Origin of the sequence: Endozoicomonas gorgoniicola, from assembly GCF_025562715.2 — a bacterium.
GTDB classification, from domain to species: Bacteria; Pseudomonadota; Gammaproteobacteria; order Pseudomonadales; family Endozoicomonadaceae; genus Endozoicomonas_A; species Endozoicomonas_A gorgoniicola.
In genome coordinates this window covers 2,234,921-2,252,937 of record NZ_JAPFCC010000001.1, presented here as the reverse complement: position 1 = coordinate 2,252,937, position 18,017 = coordinate 2,234,921, and the positions used below count along the sequence as shown (strand labels likewise).

Annotated in this window: 20 protein-coding genes and 3 tRNA genes; 15 read left to right on the top strand and 8 right to left on the bottom strand. The window is 45.6% G+C overall.

Going from position 1 to position 18,017, the window contains the following annotated elements:
* Positions 1-3 precede the first annotated feature (3 nt).
* Entirely contained in the window at positions 4-396 is a 393-nt protein-coding gene (gene tusD, locus NX722_RS10270; RefSeq protein WP_262567891.1) for a sulfurtransferase complex subunit TusD, read from the bottom strand.
* Positions 397-473: 77 nt separating this feature from the next.
* A complete protein-coding gene (locus tag NX722_RS10265; RefSeq protein ID WP_262567890.1) occupies positions 474-1,145 on the bottom strand; it encodes a Bax inhibitor-1/YccA family protein in 672 nt (223 codons plus the stop codon).
* A 214-nt stretch (positions 1,146-1,359) separates the two neighbouring features.
* Between NX722_RS10265 and NX722_RS10260 the strand changes: the two genes are divergently transcribed.
* The 12 genes from NX722_RS10260 to NX722_RS10205 all read left to right on the top strand — a co-directional run bounded on the left by NX722_RS10260 (position 1,360) and on the right by NX722_RS10205 (position 10,598).
* Positions 1,360-1,450, top strand: a tRNA-Ser gene (locus tag NX722_RS10260).
* 56 nt (positions 1,451-1,506) lie between these two features.
* Positions 1,507-1,597: transfer RNA gene (locus NX722_RS10255), tRNA-Ser, on the top strand.
* Between the two features lie 56 nt (positions 1,598-1,653).
* Positions 1,654-1,744, top strand: a tRNA-Ser gene (locus NX722_RS10250).
* Between the two features lie 903 nt (positions 1,745-2,647).
* The gene (locus NX722_RS10245) at positions 2,648-4,048 is read left to right on the top strand and encodes an IS1380 family transposase (protein WP_262563762.1); all 1,401 of its coding nucleotides are present in this window, start codon (positions 2,648-2,650) and stop codon (positions 4,046-4,048) included.
* Positions 4,049-4,287: 239 nt separating this feature from the next.
* Complete coding sequence (locus tag NX722_RS10240) at positions 4,288-4,887, top strand: hypothetical protein (RefSeq protein WP_262567889.1); 600 nt, start codon at positions 4,288-4,290, stop codon at positions 4,885-4,887.
* A gap of 12 nt (positions 4,888-4,899) precedes the next feature.
* Positions 4,900-5,202 (top strand): HTH-like domain-containing protein, encoded by a 303-nt coding sequence (locus NX722_RS10235; RefSeq protein ID WP_262567888.1) that lies wholly within the window; start codon positions 4,900-4,902, stop codon positions 5,200-5,202.
* A 39-nt stretch (positions 5,203-5,241) separates the two neighbouring features.
* Positions 5,242-5,502 carry a hypothetical protein gene (locus NX722_RS10230; protein ID WP_262567887.1) on the top strand — a complete coding sequence of 87 codons (261 nt, stop codon included), beginning with the start codon at positions 5,242-5,244 and terminating at the stop codon, positions 5,500-5,502.
* A gap of 170 nt (positions 5,503-5,672) precedes the next feature.
* On the top strand, positions 5,673-6,158 hold the full coding sequence (locus tag NX722_RS10225) for an RDD family protein (RefSeq protein ID WP_262567886.1): 486 nt from the start codon (positions 5,673-5,675) through the stop codon (positions 6,156-6,158).
* 300 nt (positions 6,159-6,458) lie between these two features.
* Positions 6,459-7,232, top strand: coding sequence for a nuclease-related domain-containing protein (locus tag NX722_RS10220; protein ID WP_262567885.1), 774 nt, complete (start codon positions 6,459-6,461; stop codon positions 7,230-7,232).
* A 270-nt stretch (positions 7,233-7,502) separates the two neighbouring features.
* Positions 7,503-7,979 (top strand): DUF4410 domain-containing protein, encoded by a 477-nt coding sequence (locus tag NX722_RS10215; protein ID WP_262567884.1) that lies wholly within the window; start codon positions 7,503-7,505, stop codon positions 7,977-7,979.
* A gap of 426 nt (positions 7,980-8,405) precedes the next feature.
* Positions 8,406-9,218, top strand: a complete 813-nt coding sequence (locus NX722_RS10210; protein ID WP_262567883.1) for a hypothetical protein — start codon at positions 8,406-8,408, stop codon at positions 9,216-9,218.
* A 177-nt stretch (positions 9,219-9,395) separates the two neighbouring features.
* Positions 9,396-10,598, top strand: coding sequence for an ISL3 family transposase (locus NX722_RS10205; RefSeq protein WP_262563714.1), 1,203 nt, complete (start codon positions 9,396-9,398; stop codon positions 10,596-10,598).
* Between the two features lie 215 nt (positions 10,599-10,813).
* On the opposite strand, the gene NX722_RS10200 is transcribed toward NX722_RS10205, so the two are convergent.
* Genes NX722_RS10200 through NX722_RS10185 form a run of 4 tightly spaced genes read right to left on the bottom strand, consistent with a single transcriptional unit; the run spans position 10,814 to position 13,204 of the window.
* The gene (locus tag NX722_RS10200; protein ID WP_262567882.1) at positions 10,814-11,260 is read right to left on the bottom strand and encodes a hypothetical protein; all 447 of its coding nucleotides are present in this window, start codon (positions 11,258-11,260) and stop codon (positions 10,814-10,816) included.
* Positions 11,257-12,570: a recombinase family protein gene (locus NX722_RS10195; RefSeq protein ID WP_262567881.1), complete on the bottom strand. Its 1,314-nt coding sequence runs from the start codon at positions 12,568-12,570 to the stop codon at positions 11,257-11,259. Before NX722_RS10195 ends, NX722_RS10200 begins: the two co-directional genes overlap by 4 nt.
* A gap of 20 nt (positions 12,571-12,590) precedes the next feature.
* Positions 12,591-13,025 carry a DUF2924 domain-containing protein gene (locus tag NX722_RS10190; RefSeq protein ID WP_262567880.1) on the bottom strand — a complete coding sequence of 145 codons (435 nt, stop codon included), beginning with the start codon at positions 13,023-13,025 and terminating at the stop codon, positions 12,591-12,593.
* Complete coding sequence (locus tag NX722_RS10185; protein WP_262567879.1) at positions 13,022-13,204, bottom strand: hypothetical protein; 183 nt, start codon at positions 13,202-13,204, stop codon at positions 13,022-13,024. Before NX722_RS10185 ends, NX722_RS10190 begins: the two co-directional genes overlap by 4 nt.
* A gap of 186 nt (positions 13,205-13,390) precedes the next feature.
* On the opposite strand from NX722_RS10185, the gene NX722_RS10180 reads away from it, so the two are divergent.
* Positions 13,391-14,614 (top strand): hypothetical protein, encoded by a 1,224-nt coding sequence (locus NX722_RS10180; protein WP_262567878.1) that lies wholly within the window; start codon positions 13,391-13,393, stop codon positions 14,612-14,614.
* Entirely contained in the window at positions 14,586-15,578 is a 993-nt protein-coding gene (locus tag NX722_RS10175; RefSeq protein ID WP_262567877.1) for a hypothetical protein, read from the top strand. The genes NX722_RS10180 and NX722_RS10175 overlap by 29 nt, the downstream gene beginning before the upstream one ends.
* Here the strand turns inward: NX722_RS10175 and NX722_RS10170 are convergent.
* Positions 15,565-15,768: a hypothetical protein gene (locus NX722_RS10170; protein WP_262567876.1), complete on the bottom strand. Its 204-nt coding sequence runs from the start codon at positions 15,766-15,768 to the stop codon at positions 15,565-15,567. The genes NX722_RS10175 and NX722_RS10170 overlap by 14 nt on opposite strands.
* A 581-nt stretch (positions 15,769-16,349) precedes the next feature.
* On the opposite strand from NX722_RS10170, the gene ltrA reads away from it, so the two are divergent.
* Positions 16,350-17,615, top strand: a complete 1,266-nt coding sequence (gene ltrA, locus NX722_RS10165; RefSeq protein WP_262563619.1) for a group II intron reverse transcriptase/maturase — start codon at positions 16,350-16,352, stop codon at positions 17,613-17,615.
* A gap of 80 nt (positions 17,616-17,695) precedes the next feature.
* Here ltrA and NX722_RS10160 read toward each other — a convergent pair whose 3' ends face one another.
* Positions 17,696-17,848: a hypothetical protein gene (locus NX722_RS10160; RefSeq protein WP_262564358.1), complete on the bottom strand. Its 153-nt coding sequence runs from the start codon at positions 17,846-17,848 to the stop codon at positions 17,696-17,698.
* Positions 17,849-18,017 lie beyond the last annotated feature (169 nt).

Below are 18,017 nucleotides of genomic sequence, written 5' to 3'. Positions count from 1 at the left end.
ACCTTAACTGCCAAAGGTTATAAAACGGTCAGCTTCCAGACTCGCATCGATTAGCTGACCAAGGCCGGATAACTGGTGGACATCAGACAGATTGTGGGCAGGACGTTCATAACGCTCTGCTTCACTGGCATCAATAATACCCCTGCGCAGGGCTGCTGCTATACAGACAACACTGTCGAGCCGGTTCTCCTGAATAAATGTGTCCCATTCAGCCGGTAAGTGCTGTTCATCCTGTGGAGGGGAGGCCAGGGTCGTAGCCGTGTGAACACCATCCTGATAAAAGAACAGTCGATGAATGGAATGCCCTTTGGCGATCACAGCTTTGGCAAACTGAAGGGCGGTTTGTCCAGCCTGGCTGGTGGCCGGGGCTCCGTAAATTGCCAGAGCGTATTTCATAATAGAGTTCCTGAAGAACTTTGTGCATAAAAAAAGCCCTGTCATAGACAGGGCCAGCGGAATAGCGACAAATCCGGTCAGTCGTCTGCAGCACCCAGCAGATGCAGCAGGGCGGTGAACAGATTATAGATATTCAGGTACAGGGAAACCGTTGCCCGAATATAGTTGGTTTCGCCACCATGAATGATACGGCTGGTATCAAACAGAATAAGACCTGACATCAGCACGACAATACCGGCAGACAGTGCCAGCTGACCGCCGGGAATGCTGAAGAACATCATGGCGATGCTGGCTACCAGGGCAACCACCAGGCCAACCATCAGGAAACCACCCATGAAAGAGAAATCTTTACGGGTCGTCAGTACATAAGCAGACAGCGAAAAGAAAACAATGGCTGTGCCACCCAGTGCCTGCATAACCAGAGAAGGGCCATTACTCAGAGCCAGGTAAAAGTTGAGAAGTGGGCCAAGGGCAGCACCCATAACGCCGGTGAAGGCGAAAATAGCAACGATGCCCTTGGAAGATTCTGCGGTTTTATTGACCACGAACAGTAGTCCAAAGCCAACCAGCATTAACACCAGAGAGGTCATGTGGCCAATATTCATGGCCATGGCAATAGTGGCTGTGACGGCGCTGAACAGCAGCGTCATGCCCAGCAACATATAAGTATTACGAAGGACTTTATTAATTTCGATACCCGTACCCGACTGGGCAACGGCCGAAGCGAGGGTAACTGGCTTGCGTTCCATATCATTGTTCTCCACATTGGGGATATAAAGCAGTATACCAAAGCCTGAGGCTGGGGCTATAGCTTTGAAACTGTGATGTTTTGTAAACTTGTGACCGGTTAATCATCATTCATCGGCCTGCAATTATTCCTTTCCAGTCTGGTCGTTAATATATTCTTCTATATCAAGGGTTTGACAGCAAAAGGATTTAAGGTAATATTGCCCTCGTTGCTGCGGAGGGATGGCTGAGCGGTTGAAAGCACCGGTCTTGAAAACCGGCGTAGGTTAATAGCCTACCCAGGGTTCGAATCCCTGTCCCTCCGCCATATTTTACAAGCAGCATGCAAAACAATACGGTTTCCTTTACCGTACTGTTCTCTGCGGAGGGATGGCTGAGCGGTTGAAAGCACTGGTCTTGAAAACCAGCGTGGGTTAATAGCCCACCCAGGGTTCGAATCCCTGTCCCTCCGCCACTTAACTTATTTAAAGTCTCAGTAATGTTGTTGATTTCAACAGCGTTATTCCCTGCGGAGGGATGACTGAGTGGTTGAAAGTACCGGTCTTGAAAACCGGCGTAGGTTAATAGCCTACCCAGGGTTCGAATCCCTGTCCCTCCGCCATATTGAAGATTAAAGCCTCGTGTTCTCACGGGGCTTTTTTCGTAATATACCCCTGAAATTCAGCCACTTAGATCAGAATTAGCCTCCACGTCATTTTTTAACCCGTTCTGACAGGCTCCGACAGCGCCTCTATATTCCCCGTTTGTGCTTTCTCTTCTCTGAAAAAAGGCCCACTTTTTGGTTTTTTGGGGGCGTTTTGTTTTTTTAATAAAATCAGTTGGTTAGGTGGGTATATAAACGACACTGGTTATATGTGTTTTTATATATACAGCGCCTACCGGTGGGTAGGGTGGGCGATTGCAATAAAAAAGTGGGCCATTTGTGACCTTGGCTATTCATTTCATCACTGACATAAACGACAATCGGTTTTTTATTTTTCGGCTTGCTTTTGGATGTGGCTGCCCAACAGTACTTTACCTGACCAGCATTGTTGCTGGTGGCGGTAGCGTGGGTTTGAGGGCTGAATACTTGGTGTTTTGTTCGCAAAATGTACAAAAAAGGAGCTTGTGTCGACATTTGTTGCCTATGATTGTTGATGCGAAAGCCATAAAGTTCGTGGACTACTTCAAGTAATCGAGGATGCAGTTGATCAGCCACTTGTTGTCGGCTTAATTTGCAACCTTGAACAGGAAAATGCTGTAACCCTTGTGATACAGGGGTTTTGCATGCATTCAACATTGCGTATTATGCTGACAAAGAGGTAATTCACGCAGAATTGAGGGTTATATGGACTGGTACGGAATTATGCCAGAAATGTGTACTTGTCTGTAATTCTGGCGAGATTACGGATAAGTAGGTCTGCTAACCCGGATATTTCATAAAAAGAGGCAAGTTCCGCCCAATCACTTGATATAATTGGGTCGACCAAAAAAATGCTTCGGAAGAAGCAAACCGGAACTTGCCATGAACAAATTTACACAAGAACAGCTTCGTTTTCACCCCTCCAACGGAAAAACTATCCGGGCAGACTTCAATGGCGGAGAATTATCCTCTGATTTTGGCGCCCTGATGCTACGTGAAACAATGCTTCACAGCGGTATCATATCCAGGCTGACTGACGGCATTGACGATAAACGTCATCAATCCTACATCGACCACACCCTGCAAGAACTCATTGCCCAAAGAGTTTTGCAAATGGCCTGTGGTTATGAAGATGCAAACGACAGCAACCATCTGCGTAAAGACCCAATCTTTAAGCTTGCCAATGGAAGAAACCCACTGGACGATGATAACCATCTGGCTTCCGCTCCAACGTATACAAGGCTTGGTCAGTCCATGACCAAACGGGATATTTATAATATGACCAAAGCACTGGCTGATCACTTCATCAGCAGTTATGAATACCCGCCATTAGCCATCATTATCGACCTGGATCATACGCCTGCTATCACCCATGGCGGCCAGCAGATGAACCTGTTCAACGCCAAATATCAAGACTACTGTTACTTGCCCTTAATGATCTTTGAGGGGCTCAGCGGCAAGCTGATCACTTCGATCCTGCGTCCTGGAAAAACACCCACAGGCCGAGAGAATGCAGCTATTCTCCAGCGCCTCATTAAGCTGATCCGTACAAGATGGCCGAAAACCCATTTACTGGTTCGTGGGGATAGCCACTTTGCCCAACCAGAGTTAATGCAGGTTGTTCAGGATGACCCTCACTCCGACTACGTGCTGGGAAAAGGCGCAGGACACAAGACGGCCTTGCGACCTAAAGCCAAAGAGTTGCTGGATGAAGCGCGGAAAGCTCTCGACGTTAAAACCGGGCTGGCAAAACTGAACAACATGCCAGAGCCTGAGCGACTCAGGCTCTACGGAGAAACGGACTATCAGGCAAAAAGCTGGAAAGGGCTGGACACCCGGATAATCTATAAGGCAGAGGTCAACCAGAAAGGCGACAATCCCCGCTTTATTGTGACTTCGATGATGGAGGCTTCCCCCGAGGAAATATATGAAGACCTTTATTGTCCCAGAGGGCAGGATGAGAACTTCATTAAGCATCTGAAAAGTGATTTGTCCGGTGATCGCTTGTCAGATCAAGGCTTTCTGGCAAATCACCTGAGAATGTTTTACGCCTGCGCTGCTTATGTTCTTCACTATGAGCTGAGAACCAAGGCACTGAAAGGTACGGAGCTGGAAAAGGCACAGCCATCAACCGTGATCACAAAACTTTGTAAGGTCGCGGTTAAAGTGGTTGAGTATAAAGACCGAATCAAACTTCACTTGCCCCGCAGCTGTCCAATAAAAGGGCTTTTGCAGCATATAACCGAAGTCTTTTATTCAATGCCGCTGCCTCGACCGGGATAGTCAGCTTCATAAACTCAATCAGAATAAAATAGCGACCAACAGAAAGAGTGTTGGGGAATTCTGTTGTCCTGAAAAAGCAGGTGCTGATCAAAAAACATCCGAATTAATGGTGAGTTCGGGTTGTAATACCTTTTTCATGGACAGTAGAGCAACAGACCTCCGAAAAAATCAGAATGGGATGTTTTTTCCGGAACTTGTTGCTCATTTATGAAATATTCGGGCTAAGCGTTAAGGCTCAAATGAGAAACTACCGAAATATCACTAAGTCGGAAAATGGAAGTCTTTCAGATCGGTTTTCATTTCTTCTAAAGTACAATGAAGATTGTACTAAATCTGATTTCTCTTGGGCTGCGATTACCGTATTCGATCATTGGCTATATGAAAGCGACTCGCTGGACCGCATTGAAGAGGCCTCGGATTTAGAGAAGGCACGTTGGACTGAATCTGTTAAGAAGTTTTTATGTAACCTTGTACAAATTGAAGCTCCATTAAAATATCGATATCGCGGTCGAAACACCAAACAGCGACTTCAGTTCTCTCGATATGTGGGTATAGAAGATTATGGTGACTTCATAGCAAGCTCATTTGATAAAACGTATTGTCCAAATATTGTGTTTCCAAAACTTGGCGTAGATCTTTGGTTTGAGGATAATTGGACTCTTCATTTTAAGTACAAGAGTCAACTAGAGTGTAAAGCCTTGCTTAATCTTGTCGCCGAATCAGGGCTTTTTGTGCTTCCTGCATATTGTGCGGAGCATCTAAATCAGTATTCAGAATTAGCGGCGTTCATGGTAGAAAGCGGCCTTAACAAGGCAATCTACCGGACGTCCACTGCGTAGGTTTAAGTGTGCTTGAATAGCACACTTAAACCTACTTTGTTTCCGCCGGTAATTGCGGCGTTATGTTTCTATACCAAGAGTGAAGTAGGAATAACAAAAGAAGATTTAGGTCAAAAATTGAATGAGATGTATTTCAACTATCCAGATAAAGAAACTGTTGTTATGATACATTTATTCGGTATCAAGTATGCAGCAGAAATTAAAGAAGTAGGTATTTCTCAAAAAGAACTTACTTCTATAGCAAAAAATCAGCTTTCATATGTGACGGAAATCAGTAAAGGAATGAAGCTTGCAAAATATGTTAAAGCTTCATAAAAAGCTATAATTGAATTTTTCTCAAAAGAAGTAATTGATATGAAATCAGGATTTGAACCAATTTCAGTTTCTGAATATGTTAAAAAGCATATCCAGTCCAACCCCTCAACTAACAAAGAGAATTTAATTGAATCACTTAACAGCTTAGTCAAATCATACAAAGCTGGGGAAAAGTGCAGTTGCGGTAATGATATTTGGGTTATAGGTTCATCGGCTTGTGGTTGGATGGCATGTTTTTCATGCATAACCGGTGAAGCATATCCAGATGATGATTATGAAATAGAAGGTGCTTTAGAATAAATCCAAGAATCGACAGCGAAACATAAATCGGGTAGCCGGACCGGAGGCTTCTAACCTCCAGCCCCCAGTCGAGTCTAACTCGGCTGGGGGGAGCGGAGTCGAGAGGCTCTGCCCTATCCCGATTATGTGTCTATCGTAAACATCAACAAAAATCTCATAAAGGAGTATTAATGAACAATCAAGCAGTAGGGAAATTTGGAGCGGCATATGAATATTCAGGATTTTGGATTAGAGTAGGAGCTTCATTAATTGATGGAATAATAATTCTCTTTGCTACATACCCACTTTTATACATGATCTATGGAGATGAAATAATACACAACGATACTCTTGTCATTGGTGGTGCAGATTTTTTACTTTCGTACGTGATGCCTTTTATAGCAACAATGCTCTTTTGGTTTTATAAATCAGCAACTCCGGGAAAAATGGCTGTAAAGGCAATCGTGGTAGATGCTGCAACTGGCAACTCACCAACAATAAAGCAATGTATTATCCGCTATTTAGGCTACATCGTTGCAACTCTTCCACTTGGTCTAGGTATTTTGTGGGTAGCTTGGGACAGCAAAAAACAAGGTTGGCATGACAAAATGGCTGGCACTGTAGTTATTCGTCCTAAAAACAAAGGCGTTGAAAAGGTAGAATTTGCAGGGAGTTAACGACACATAACGAATAAGGATAGATTGCGCGCAGCCGCAATCTTATCCGATTGTTGAACAAGCCCGGACTTGACAACTACTCGGAGTAGTTTATGGGAAATAGCTTTTTCTTCAGCTCTCCGCACAGTCGTAGATTTGCTACACTTTATAATTCTTCTGTCGTTTTTTCCTGTTAATGAGTTCAGAAATTATTGACTAAAAAGACAATTTTTTAATTTTTGCAGCTTAGTGGTTTGATTCAAAAAATAGTTCCACTTTGTTCAACAAATGGTCAAAAACCAATATCGAGTTCGAGTCAAAATGATAGATTTTACACAAATAATAATGAATGTCATACCAACATTCTGGTATATCATACCACTGCTAATTCTAGTTAGACTTTTCAAGTCTCCCTGGTTTAAGGGAATTCTCGGGGAAGCAACTGTAAACCTTGCAATAAAGATTAAGCTTGATAAAAGAAAATACTACCTCATCAAAAATATTACCTTACCAACAGAAGATGGCTCAACACAAATAGACCATATCTTGGTTTCAGAAAATGGGATTTTCGTCATTGAAACAAAGAACATGAATGGTTGGATTTTTGGTTCTGAGAAACAGAAGCAGTGGACGCAAAAAATATTTAAACACACCAGTAAATTCCAGAATCCATTACACCAAAATTATAAACACGCAAAAACGCTAGCATCGTGTCTTGCAATCTCTGACTCAAAAATATTTTCAGTCATTGTTTTTGTTGGTAATAGTGAGTTCAAAACAGAGATGCCTGAAAATGTCACCTATGCTGGCGGTCTAATTCGTTATATAAAATCTAGAAACGAAATTATATTCTCTACCACAGAGAAAGAAGCATTGATTAAAAAAATTGAGTCAGGACGGCTAAAACCATCTCCCAAAACCAATAGAGAGCATGTGCAGCATGTACGGGAAATAAAAGCAAAGAAAGAGTCAGAGAAAAGCTGTCCAAAATGTGGCAGTGCAATGATTCAAAGAGTATCAAAAAAAGGTGCAAATGCAGGCAACAAATTTTGGGGCTGTAGTCAATTTCCAAAGTGTCGTGCAATTTGCACCTAAATCGGGTAAGAGCTGGTCTTTCTCCAGCTCTCTCTACCACACCGGCATACGGGTCCACCATAGTCCGCCGAGCCTGTTGTAACGGTTACCATCGGTGGGCTTATTAGGCTCCAGATCCGATACTGGTTTACCCACAGGGGACTTTCACCCCATAAGTTCATGCCCTTGAGCTAGGCGTTAGCTTTCATCAATAACTGAGAAATATCAGTAGATAAATCAGAGAATAAAAATGTGTTTACTAAAAATAAACTTAAAAAGCGAGTAGTTTAAATGATTAGTAAAAAAATATTTATAGTATGTGTATCTTTGATACTGTCAGCTTGTTCAAGTACATCGAAAGTTTCTAATCCTATTTCGAGCAGTGAAGTTGTGTCTTCTCCTTATTTCAAGGAAATCACAGTGGAGGATCGAAGTGCTCAAGCACCAGATCATTTTTCTTTAGCAATACAGTCATATTTAAAACAAGAGCTGAAACTAAACTCATTGTATAGTTCAGAACGAGGCAATAGCATTAGTATCGAAATAGTTGATTATAGAATGAGGTCAGGCTTCACTCGGGCTATGTTTGGCATCTTTGCGGGTAAGGATGGTGTCGATTCGGAAGTTACCGTGAAGGATTTAAATGGAAATATCATCGGAAAGTCAACAGTCTCAAGCTATAACCTAATGGCCATTGGAGATATGCAAGATATAGCCAGAATGCATGCAGAAGAAATAGCTGAGTTCTTGGTCGCAAAAGAAAGCTAAATCGGGTAAGAACTGGTCTTTCTCCAGCTCTCCCCACACCACACCGGCATGCGGGTCCGCACCGGGCGATTCACCGAGGATGGTGAAACCTGATCCAAAAGTCTTTCAGGGAAACAAGCCCGAGTTTACTGAGAGAACTGTCGTTTAATGCTAATTGTGTCGCTCACGAAACGGGGTCAGGGGCTCTTTTCCACTTAAAGGTTGAAAGTATACTTATGGCATGAACGTTCCGATAAAAACCTGATTTTGGCTTAAAAAAGAATCGAGAATCTGCATTTTAAGCATGAGATCAGCATAGTAAAGTCGCTACTTATGCTGAGAATATGATTTTTCCGGTACATTTTAGCCCTCAACCCTTAATTGGAAAAGAGCCGAGGCGTTTAGTGCCAATACTAAATCTTTAGATTACGTGTAAATATAATTGTTATGAGTTTAAGTAAAGCTACAATTTTTCAGAATACTGCAATTTTTCAGAATTTTGGTGATACTAATATTTATCACAAATATAAAAAGATAATTAAAAAAGAGACTCCAATTTCTGTAAAAATGATAAGAAACTATTTTGAATCTGAAACTAGGAATAAATGGGTTGACTGGAATGGAAACACTTCTATTGAAAAAAGTAGTAGTGTCTTTTCTTTTTTTACATTTGAGGATGCTTCTGAGTATGCTGAAAAATTTAGAATTCAAGGAACAAAATTTAAAATTGATGAATACCCCGCTATATTAATTGGTGGAGACAAAGGTGGTTTCTTGATTTTATCTTCCAGTTTATGGGTAGGGGATTTAAATATGTCAGAAATAACTTGTGACACATTATGGGGAATTGAGAAGGATTTTTATAAGGTTTTCAGGAATAACACTCAGGCATACTACTTGAGAAATGTGAGATTTAAAAATTATCATCCCTCTGGGTTTTTGCAGTCATATGACTCGGTTCCTGCCAAGCCAAAAATGAAATGGACTTCAAAAATAAATAGAGAAATTAATGTCGAAAATTATATCAACTTCTATCAAATGATAAAAGCATTGATCTGTAAAGGTGGCAGTAGTTTATCTAATGAGATGCCAGATTGGTCAGAGATTCACCCAAAATATAAAAAGTATGATGATGATAAAGACTATTATTACGAAGCAAAATTCTTAATTGAATCTAAAAGATATGGTCGAAAAGTTAAACCTTCGAAGTCATTAAATAAAGATAGAATTAACTACTGGTATGATATTCTTGATATTTAGTACCTGTTCGAAATTCTCAAATACTTAAAAAATACTAAGGCAGGTTTCCTCTGTCTAATAAGGTTTAATATCTTTGGGGCTTTTACAGGTTGGCTGATGGAAAATGAGGGGTTGCAACAGAAATAGCCTTTCAGGAAAGATTGATTTGAACAGATCAAAATTTCTGAAGGATCAGACATGTGTACAACACCCTCACTACGTCCTATGTTCGCATTTCCCGGCTGGGTAATCGAGCAGATTGATATTGATTGGGAAGTCAAACAAGCTTTTGTCTATCTCCGCAGGGATGGCCGAATTCAGCACGAGAAATGCAGTCAATGTGAAACCCCTATGGGACAAATGAAGACAAAAGATCGGTGTGTCCAGGATTTACCACTGGGAGTTCTACAGGTAAATCTTCTCTTCACAGCTTTTCAGGGCCGCTGCTCACACTGCAACAATATTGAAACCGTTACTATTCCTGGTTTAACTCCCAAGGCTCAGGCAACCGATCGCCTTAAACGACACGTCAGCCATTTATGTCGCTATATGCCCTGCGACAAGGTGCCTGAATTCATTGCTATATCCGGTGGTACTGCCCGTCGTTGGGATAAAGAGATGCTGCTGAGAATGCTTCCAGCTCCAAAGCGTGACGGTATTCGCGCTCTGCTCATTGACGAAAAATCCATTGGCAAAGGCCATCAGTATCTTACCGTTGTTCTTAACGCCGACTCAGGAGAAACCCTCTTCCTTGGTGAAGGCAAGCGAAAAGAGACTCTGGATGAGTTCTTGAGCAGCCTGACTGAAGAGCAAAAAGCGAGCATCGAGTGTGTTGGCATAGACCGTGGTGGCAGCTATCAGGCTTCGGTGAAAGAGCACTTGCCCAATGCGGATATTGTATACGACAAGTTTCACATTATTGCCAATTATAATGATGTGATAGATCAGATAAGGCGCAGGGAGTGGCGTCAGGCTGAAGAAGAGAACAAGCCCTTTATCAAGGGTCAGCGGTTCAACCTGTTCATGAACCCTGAGAACCTGACTCCAAAGCGAGAAAGCAGTCTGAAAGAGCTCTTGAGCATGAACGAGGATCTCAATCAGGCTTACATCCTGAAAGACATGCTCAAACAGCTATGGACGTACACGTACAAAGCGTGTGCCGGCAAGTTTCTGGATAGATGGATAGAGTTAGCAAAAGAAACCGGAATTGCAGAACTTAAGAGGTTTGCTAAGGGCTTGGACAGGGCAAGAGAGGGCTTGCTGTCGTACTGCCATCATCGTATAACCAGCGCGAAGATTGAAGCTTTCAATGGAGTCATCAAACGGATTATCTACAAAGCTTGTGGCTACAATGATCTTGATTACCTCTATCTTAAAATCAGGCAGGAGGCTGTAAAATGATCAGCCAACCTGTAAAAGAGCCATATCTTTCGTTCGACTGTAATGCGAGGATTCGGATGGGTGAAAGATCCCACTGTTACTCATTTTTACAACGGCAGCGTTTGCCGGTGCGATTAATATTGCAATGAGAGTGAATCCAGAGAAGGGGAGGGCTTTCATATCCTGAGGAGTCCTTGGACTGTACGCGCCATTAATGGGCTCCCAGTATACCGTGATTACTCTTCTGACGGATGAAAAAGAGCAGCCTCCTGCAGCTCCCACTCGTCAGGCAATTCCACTTGTCGAATGTCTTTGATTGAACGCAACCGATCAACACCTTCCCCCGTCAAAATGATCTCCTGTATTCCCGGTGCCAGTGAATACAGGGACATGATGAAATACGGGTAGTTTTTGTTTTTGATCCCTTCCTTCTCTGCTATTTCCTTTACCGTTCGAAATTTGCCCTTATCCAGCCATTCATGCCATTGATGCGAGCGCACCAATAGTTCACGCAAGGGTGATGGCGGTGCTGCTTTCGAGGGTCTTACCAGTGGCTGGCCATCTGGCGTCAGGATGTGTGTTCGCCCACCCCGTCGAGAGAAGCGAATAGGCAGCACGACTTTCAGTAGCCGCTTTTCAGAGTCATAACTCAGCTGTCGCTGACCGTCACTTTTCAATGTCATCGGTTACCCTCCTGGCTTAATTCCATAGCCGCCTCAAGAACGCCTTCACTGTGTAATTCCATTTCCAACGATTGTTCTGACACGACAATTCGTTCGACCATCAGCCGGATCAATCGCGCCTGTTCTTCAGGGAACAGCTCAGGCCATATTTCCCCTAAACTGGCCAGCCCTGATGTCACTTGTTGCTCATCGATGGCTGTATCTGAATCCTGAATCAGCTGCCAGGTTTGATAGCGTATTTCCGGAGTGATGATCAGCTCCTGTAGCGTTTCAGTGACAATATTCTCAATGGTTTCTGCCGGTATTGGTGGAATAGATAGTTGGCTGTAGCCTTCCTTGATCGCTTTGTTGCTGACGTAGTAACGGTGCAGTTTGCCCCGCTTGCGGGTATGGGTGGCAACCAGTGCTACACCTTGCTCATCTTGCAGCACCCCTTTCAACATGGCGGCACCATTTTTCCATTCCTGTTCACGCCGACGTTGAGCTGCTCCCTGGCTTAATGCTGTATGTACTTTTTGCCATAAGTGTTCTGAAATAATGGCGGGGTGCTCGCCCCGGAACCATTGGCCCTTGTGTCCGGTTTCACCAAGGTAGGTTCGGTTGTGCAATAGTTTGTAGAGATAGGTGGTCGTAAATTTTTGTCCGCCTCTTTGCTGTCCATCCCGATTGTTCATGATGCGTGTGCGGTGGCCTTCATCATTCAGTCGATGGATGGTTTTCAGGGCACTGCCGGTTTCCAGAAAATAAGAAAAGGCTTTTTCTACGATGGCAGCTTCATCAGGATGGACTTTGAGTTTTTGCTGGTGGGCGAGGTACCCAAGAGGCGGCACACCGCCCATCCATTTGCCTTTCTGTTTCGACATGGCCACCTTGTCACGGATTCGTTCTCCCGTCATTTCCCTTTCAAACTGAGCAAAGGATAAAAGGATATTCAGGGTCAACCGGCCCATACTGCTGGTGGTATTGAACTGTTGCGTAACGGCCACAAAGCTCACCTGATGGTCGTCGAAAAAATCGACCAGTCTGGCAAAGTCGGTCAACGAGCGGGTCAGGCGGTCAATTTTGTAGACCACCACCGTATCCACTTTGTTGCTTTCGATGTCCTTCATCAATCGTTGCAACCCCGGACGATCCATGTTGCCACCAGAGCAACCGCCATCATCATAATGGTCATCCACTGGCAACCACCCCTCATGCTGCTGGGAATGGATATACGCCATGGCGGCTTCCCGCTGTGCATGCAGGGAGTTGAATTCTTGCTCCAGACCTTCCCGGGAGGACTTGCGGGTGTAAATTGCACATCGTTGCACCGGAGTTGATTCCCTGGCCATCATTGCCCCCGCAGGTTAAAGAACAAAGGCCCTGACCAGTGACTGCCGGTGATTAAGCGGGCAATCTTGCTGAGACTCCGGTAAACCTGCCCCCGATATTCGAAACCTTCCTTAAGCACCAGCACTTCATGACATTCCCCATCGTATTCACGCTGGATACGAGTCCCTGCCGGGGGGCGAACGATGCGACGGTTTTTTATCTTGCCGTGCTTCCCCGCCTGCTGTTTTAACTGTTCCAGCTGCATTTTTGCCTTATCGGACAGCCCGCCTAACTCTAGCTCCTGTATCCGCCAAATTAATCGTTGCCGCAAAATGCGGATGTGAAGGTGTGGAGCTTTCACTCCGAACACTTCTACCCAGTAGTTTTGTAAAGCGGCTTTATCCATGGATTTTAAGGCCGCAACCCTGGCAGCCAACGAGCGACTCTGTGTCATCGATACTCTCCTGACGTTGTTTTCCTTACAGTCAGGCTCGGGTGTGCGGACTTATCCAGTAAACTCTCTGTCTTCTCAGACAGTTTTTGATATTTTCGCGTTAAGGCCAGAGCCAGCAGTGTGGCAATGGCTTCTTGCCGTTCCTTTGCCGCCAAATAGCCCACATCCTGTTTATTCATACCCACCGCCCTGCGCTGTTGATTCCGATACTGTTTATCATCGGGATTTATAGGGTTTAAGGCTATGGCGTAGTTGCGGGCTCTTGCGTAGTGTATCGGGTAGCTGTATAAATATACAGTGCAGGTAAAAAAACAAACTCAGGACTTCTTTTGCAGTGATAGCCCATCGATAAAAAGGAATTATTGATGATTTCAACTGATCCCCTTAAACGTCTGTTAGTCCATGTTGATCTGCCCTTTTTTTTGGACGTTCTTGCACGATCATTTTCGATCAATCTTCCTGTGCCAGAAGAAAAAGGCATCAGGAAACAGAAAGCAGCAGTGCTGGGCGCATTACAAAATCAAGACAATGAAGACGTTACTGCCCTTATTCAAGTCGTAGAGAGGGTGCTTTTACTGTGTGACGGACCAGGTAAAGATGCCATGGAGGCTGTCAGGCGGGAATCACTGCCTGAGCCTGAGAAAAAGCATTTTCAGTCACTCCGCAATCAGTACTACCGAAGCCTGTGGTTGTATGAATACGATGGCCAGCGTTTATTTCTGGATGCACTGGACAAGCGCGATCTGAAAATACTTCGTCGCAGTGGGCGAACCTGTGCAGGCTATGAACAGCCGTTAAACATGCCTGTTACTGACAGCGATAGCAATATACAGGCTCTTAGGTCTGCGTTATCAAAAGCACTACAATGCCCTGCCGATGCGATTGCTACTGAGGTCCTGACACGTTTTGCAGAAGATGATTCCAGCCGGATCGATCACTATGAAGTTCGAGTGCATTACAACCTGGCTCCGGAGAGTATTGAGCGGGTTGAAAATAATGCGCTGGTGGTCAGTGACATTCTGTTAGCGGCCAGGGCCTTCGTCACTTATGAGCCTGACAATGGGGCACTTTATGTTATGTCTGATGACCCTTCACTCTGGCTCCCCATTGCTGAAGCGGTTTCAGAAAACTTATTGGGCGTCCCTTTAAGCAAAAAGCGCCTTGAAGTGGTCACTTATAATTACCAGGTTCTGGCTGACCCACTGTTTCAGCCTAATCTTGCTGATTTGGATATTATTGATGCCAAGGTGACGCAGCTTGGTGTAAAGGGTAAGCACAGATCCATGACCATTAGTTCACCGATGAGTGACAGTGACGATATCCATGCCGCTGCGGCGGATCTGACAGAATCCGATGCATTTTGCTTTGGGAACCGTACCGTTAACAAAGCTGCGGTGACCCTCAAAATTCAGGCCATAGAACCTTCTGAAAAAAACCGGACGGCGGTAATTACCTTATCGGGTGAGTCCCGGTGCAGCTTCCGGTACAGTCGTGAAGTCGATAAGCGCATCTGCCAGAACTTTCTCCGATTAAACGGATTAATCAAGAGGTCAACGGACGATGAGCGTACCACCAAACACGGCGATTGACTTATTCCGCTGTTTCGAGCGGAGCTTTGAACGTTGCACGACTCAAGCTGGAAAATCCATTGAAGGGGTTATGGCACTGGATATGTTGCCAACGTTACAAACGATGATTCCGACACAGACATGGCTTAAAAAGACAGGCTTATCGGCCTCGGTGTCGGTACCCTGTTTTGATGAAGTGAGCGATGAGCCCCTGCACTACGATCCGGCAAAAAAACATTACTATTACACGAGTCCTGAAACCTTATTCAAGGTAGCCGTTAACCCGGAAGAAGCGGCTATATGGTCACTTGATACTACCCGGCTATTCAGTTTGTTAGCGGACTTGCTGGATATCCCTGACAGAGCTCGGGAAAAGCCATCCCACCCAGAAGCGGGTGGACGACTCTGGCTGATAGGCGATGCCAGACTGGCGAGAGGCTTTTCCTATCCCATCTGGCTTTGCAGAACCGCTCGCAGCGGCTTGACCTCCATCGATGCCTGCCTTCGACAAAAACAGGGTAAGGAAAGAGGGCTGATTCTGACCTGTGAGCAAAGCTTCCCCAGTCACTATGAGCTACCCACTGGCTTTTATTCGCTGCCTCTGAACAAAGCGGTACCTCTGTGTTCTGAACAGACGGTACTGGATAAGGACAGGCTGTATCAGGCCATTATTAATCCCGGACAAACGGAAGCAGCAAAACCGGTTCGTTATGATCCGGTAGCACAAAGGCTCACCATTGCCGGTAAAGAGCCCTGGGAGATCAAGGGTGATAATCAAGCGGCTGCGGTACTGTATGTTTACCAGCGTTCTCAGGCCGGTTGCTGGGAAGTCAAAGCCAGCGAGATACTCGATGCGGTAAAGCGTACCACCCGACAACCAGAATCCTGGGGCATCAAGAGGTTGGCTGAACTGTTCGACCATGAGCGTTGGAAGACGTACATCGCCAACACCCGACGAGGTTATTATGGTTTCAACCTCGTTTGACAGAACCTGATTTAAATAACCGCCTGATGGCGGTTTTTTTTCGTTTGCCCAGCGAAGCGGGCAAACCCGTCAGGCTGAAAGAAGCCTGAGCCGCCCCGACTGAGGGGAAGGCAATCTGAATGGCAAGGGCGTAACTGGCCAACGGTTGGGTCTGAAGGAAGCCATAGGAAGTCAGAGGTACACAGCGCAAGCGAACCTGATTCGGCAGGTTGGGAGCGGCAAGCGTGCGAAATAGCGCAAAGCCCGATACTCAGTCAGTCCCAACTCTGTGCTTGAGGGTGGCATTTCTGACGGGGAACCGTTTAGTAACTGGGGAAGCCTGGCATCAATCTCTGAATCTCAGGGGCTGTTATCGCAAGAGGAAACTCAAGGGTAACAGTGGTGTGAGGTGGCAGATGATCCTGTAGTAGTGATGAAATTCCGGCCTGTGAAGGCGGGTAACCGTTCGGAGGGCAAAACCGGAATGACTACAGCCAGAGTGACTGTAGGGCATGTGTCGTCAAAAGCGGCAGATGTTGCGAAGGGGTGAAGCATTCTTAAAGAACAGTCAGACCGCAGGAATGACACTGTGAGCGCACAAGCTGCCTGACGAGGCAGGACATCTTCGGCTGGTGAGGTTGGGAACAATCCTGCTAAAAGAAAGAGCCGCGCTCGGGAGTAAAGGACAGGTAGCAGGTAGATTGCCTTGAGCCAGAACGCCTGTGAATGTCCATGAAGAATCCGGCCACAGTAGAAGGATGGCGCAATCTGTCTGTCGTGAGACAGTAACTGATGAGAGTATATTATAGCCTGTATGGGCGCTTGCTGACGATGGAAGCGCTTTACAACGGATTCAAAAAGGTATGGAAAGCGAAAGGTGCGGCCGGAATAGATGGGCAGAGCCTGAGCGACTACGCCTCGAATCTGCGTGGTAATCTTGAACAGTTACTGCTTGAATTGCGGGAAAAGCGCTACAAACCGCTACCGGTAAAGCGTGTAGAAATCGACAAAGAAGACGGTGGAAAGCGTCTGCTGGGAATCCCCGCAGTAAAAGACCGAATCGTCCAACAAGCACTTCTAAATATCCTGACCCCGATCTTTGATCCGGACTTCCACCCGTCCAGCTATGGGTACAGACCGAATCGAAGCTGCCATCAAGCCATTACCAAGGCGACCCTGTTCATACGGAAGTACGACAGACGCTGGGTGGTGGACATGGACTTGTCCAAATGCTTTGACCGACTCGACCACGAGTTAATTCTCAAGGCGTTCAGGCACAAAGTGGCAGATGGAAGCATCCTGAACCTGATCAGAATGTTCCTGAAAAGCGGGGTGATGGTTGGCTATCAACTGGAAGCCACGGAAACAGGCAGTCCACAGGGCGGAGTGATCAGTCCCTTAATCTCAAACGTCTATCTTGATGCGTTTGATCAGGAAATGATGCGACGCAAGCACAGGATTGTCCGCTATGCGGACGATATCCTGATTCTGTGTGGCTCCAAAGCAGCGGCAGAAAACGCTCTGAAAGTGGCGACCAAAGTACTGGAGCAAGACCTGAAACTGACGGTCAACCAGAATAAAACACACATAGCCCATAGCGGCGAGGGTGTGAAATTTCTGGGAGTTGAAATCCTGAGCAGCTATACGCGCATACAGGAAAAGAAGCTCAACGCACTGAAAGCAAAGGTAAAGCGAATCACGAAAAGGAATCGGGGAACGAACCTTGAAGGAGTAATCCGAGAACTGAACCCTGTGATACGAGGATTTGCTAATTACTTCAGGATAGCGAACTGTAGTCGTGAATTAAAACGGCTGACAGGATGGATGAGGCGCAGGCTGAGATGTTTACAACTGAAACAGTGGAAGAAACCAGCGAAGCTGCATCGTCGGCTGAAGCAACTGGGTTACAAGCCACCATTTAAGTACATCAAAATGCGTTCATGGAGAAATGCGTGCAGTCCCCTGTCGCATTTAGCCATGCCGAACAACTGGTTCAATGAGATAAAGTTGTTCAATTTGGAAGGCGTTAAAACGGGCGTTCTTGCCCCTTATTGTTAAGGGATAGAGAGTGCAGGAGCCGTGTACGAGGTCCGTACGCACGGTTCTGTGGGAAGGACGGGGCAATAGCCCCGCCTTACCTAATGTTTGCCCAGCGAAGCGGGCAAACCCGTCAGGCTGAAAGAAGCCTGAGCCGCCCCGACTGAGGGGAAGGCAATCTGAATGGCAAGGGCGTAACTGGCCAACGGTTGGGTCTGAAGGAAGCCATAGGAAGTCAGAGGTACACAGCGCAAGCGAACCTGATTCGGCAGGTTGGGAGCGGCAAGCGTGCGAAATAGCGCAAAGCCCGATACTCAGTCAGTCCCAACTCTGTGCTTGAGGGTGGCATTTCTGACAGGGAACCGTTTAGTAACTGGGGAAGCCTGGCATCAATCTCTGAATCTCAGGGGCTGTTATCGCAAG

Excerpts from the sequence above, each read along its gene's own strand:
- tusD (WP_262567891.1), bottom strand. The coding sequence starts at position 396 with ATGAAATACGCTCTGGCAATTTACGGAGCCCCGGCCACCAGCCAGGCT.
- NX722_RS10265 (WP_262567890.1), bottom strand. The coding sequence starts at position 1,145 with ATGGAACGCAAGCCAGTTACCCTCGCTTCGGCCGTTGCCCAGTCGGGT.
- NX722_RS10245 (WP_262563762.1), top strand. The coding sequence starts at position 2,648 with ATGAACAAATTTACACAAGAACAGCTTCGTTTTCACCCCTCCAACGGA.
- NX722_RS10240 (WP_262567889.1), top strand. The coding sequence starts at position 4,288 with ATGAGAAACTACCGAAATATCACTAAGTCGGAAAATGGAAGTCTTTCA.
- NX722_RS10230 (WP_262567887.1), top strand. The coding sequence starts at position 5,242 with ATGAAATCAGGATTTGAACCAATTTCAGTTTCTGAATATGTTAAAAAG.
- NX722_RS10225 (WP_262567886.1), top strand. The coding sequence starts at position 5,673 with ATGAACAATCAAGCAGTAGGGAAATTTGGAGCGGCATATGAATATTCA.
- NX722_RS10220 (WP_262567885.1), top strand. The coding sequence starts at position 6,459 with ATGATAGATTTTACACAAATAATAATGAATGTCATACCAACATTCTGG.
- NX722_RS10215 (WP_262567884.1), top strand. The coding sequence starts at position 7,503 with ATGATTAGTAAAAAAATATTTATAGTATGTGTATCTTTGATACTGTCA.
- NX722_RS10210 (WP_262567883.1), top strand. The coding sequence starts at position 8,406 with ATGAGTTTAAGTAAAGCTACAATTTTTCAGAATACTGCAATTTTTCAG.
- NX722_RS10205 (WP_262563714.1), top strand. The coding sequence starts at position 9,396 with ATGTGTACAACACCCTCACTACGTCCTATGTTCGCATTTCCCGGCTGG.
- NX722_RS10200 (WP_262567882.1), bottom strand. The coding sequence starts at position 11,260 with ATGACATTGAAAAGTGACGGTCAGCGACAGCTGAGTTATGACTCTGAA.
- NX722_RS10190 (WP_262567880.1), bottom strand. The coding sequence starts at position 13,025 with ATGACACAGAGTCGCTCGTTGGCTGCCAGGGTTGCGGCCTTAAAATCC.
- NX722_RS10185 (WP_262567879.1), bottom strand. The coding sequence starts at position 13,204 with ATGAATAAACAGGATGTGGGCTATTTGGCGGCAAAGGAACGGCAAGAA.
- NX722_RS10180 (WP_262567878.1), top strand. The coding sequence starts at position 13,391 with ATGATTTCAACTGATCCCCTTAAACGTCTGTTAGTCCATGTTGATCTG.
- NX722_RS10175 (WP_262567877.1), top strand. The coding sequence starts at position 14,586 with ATGAGCGTACCACCAAACACGGCGATTGACTTATTCCGCTGTTTCGAG.
- ltrA (WP_262563619.1), top strand. The coding sequence starts at position 16,350 with ATGAGAGTATATTATAGCCTGTATGGGCGCTTGCTGACGATGGAAGCG.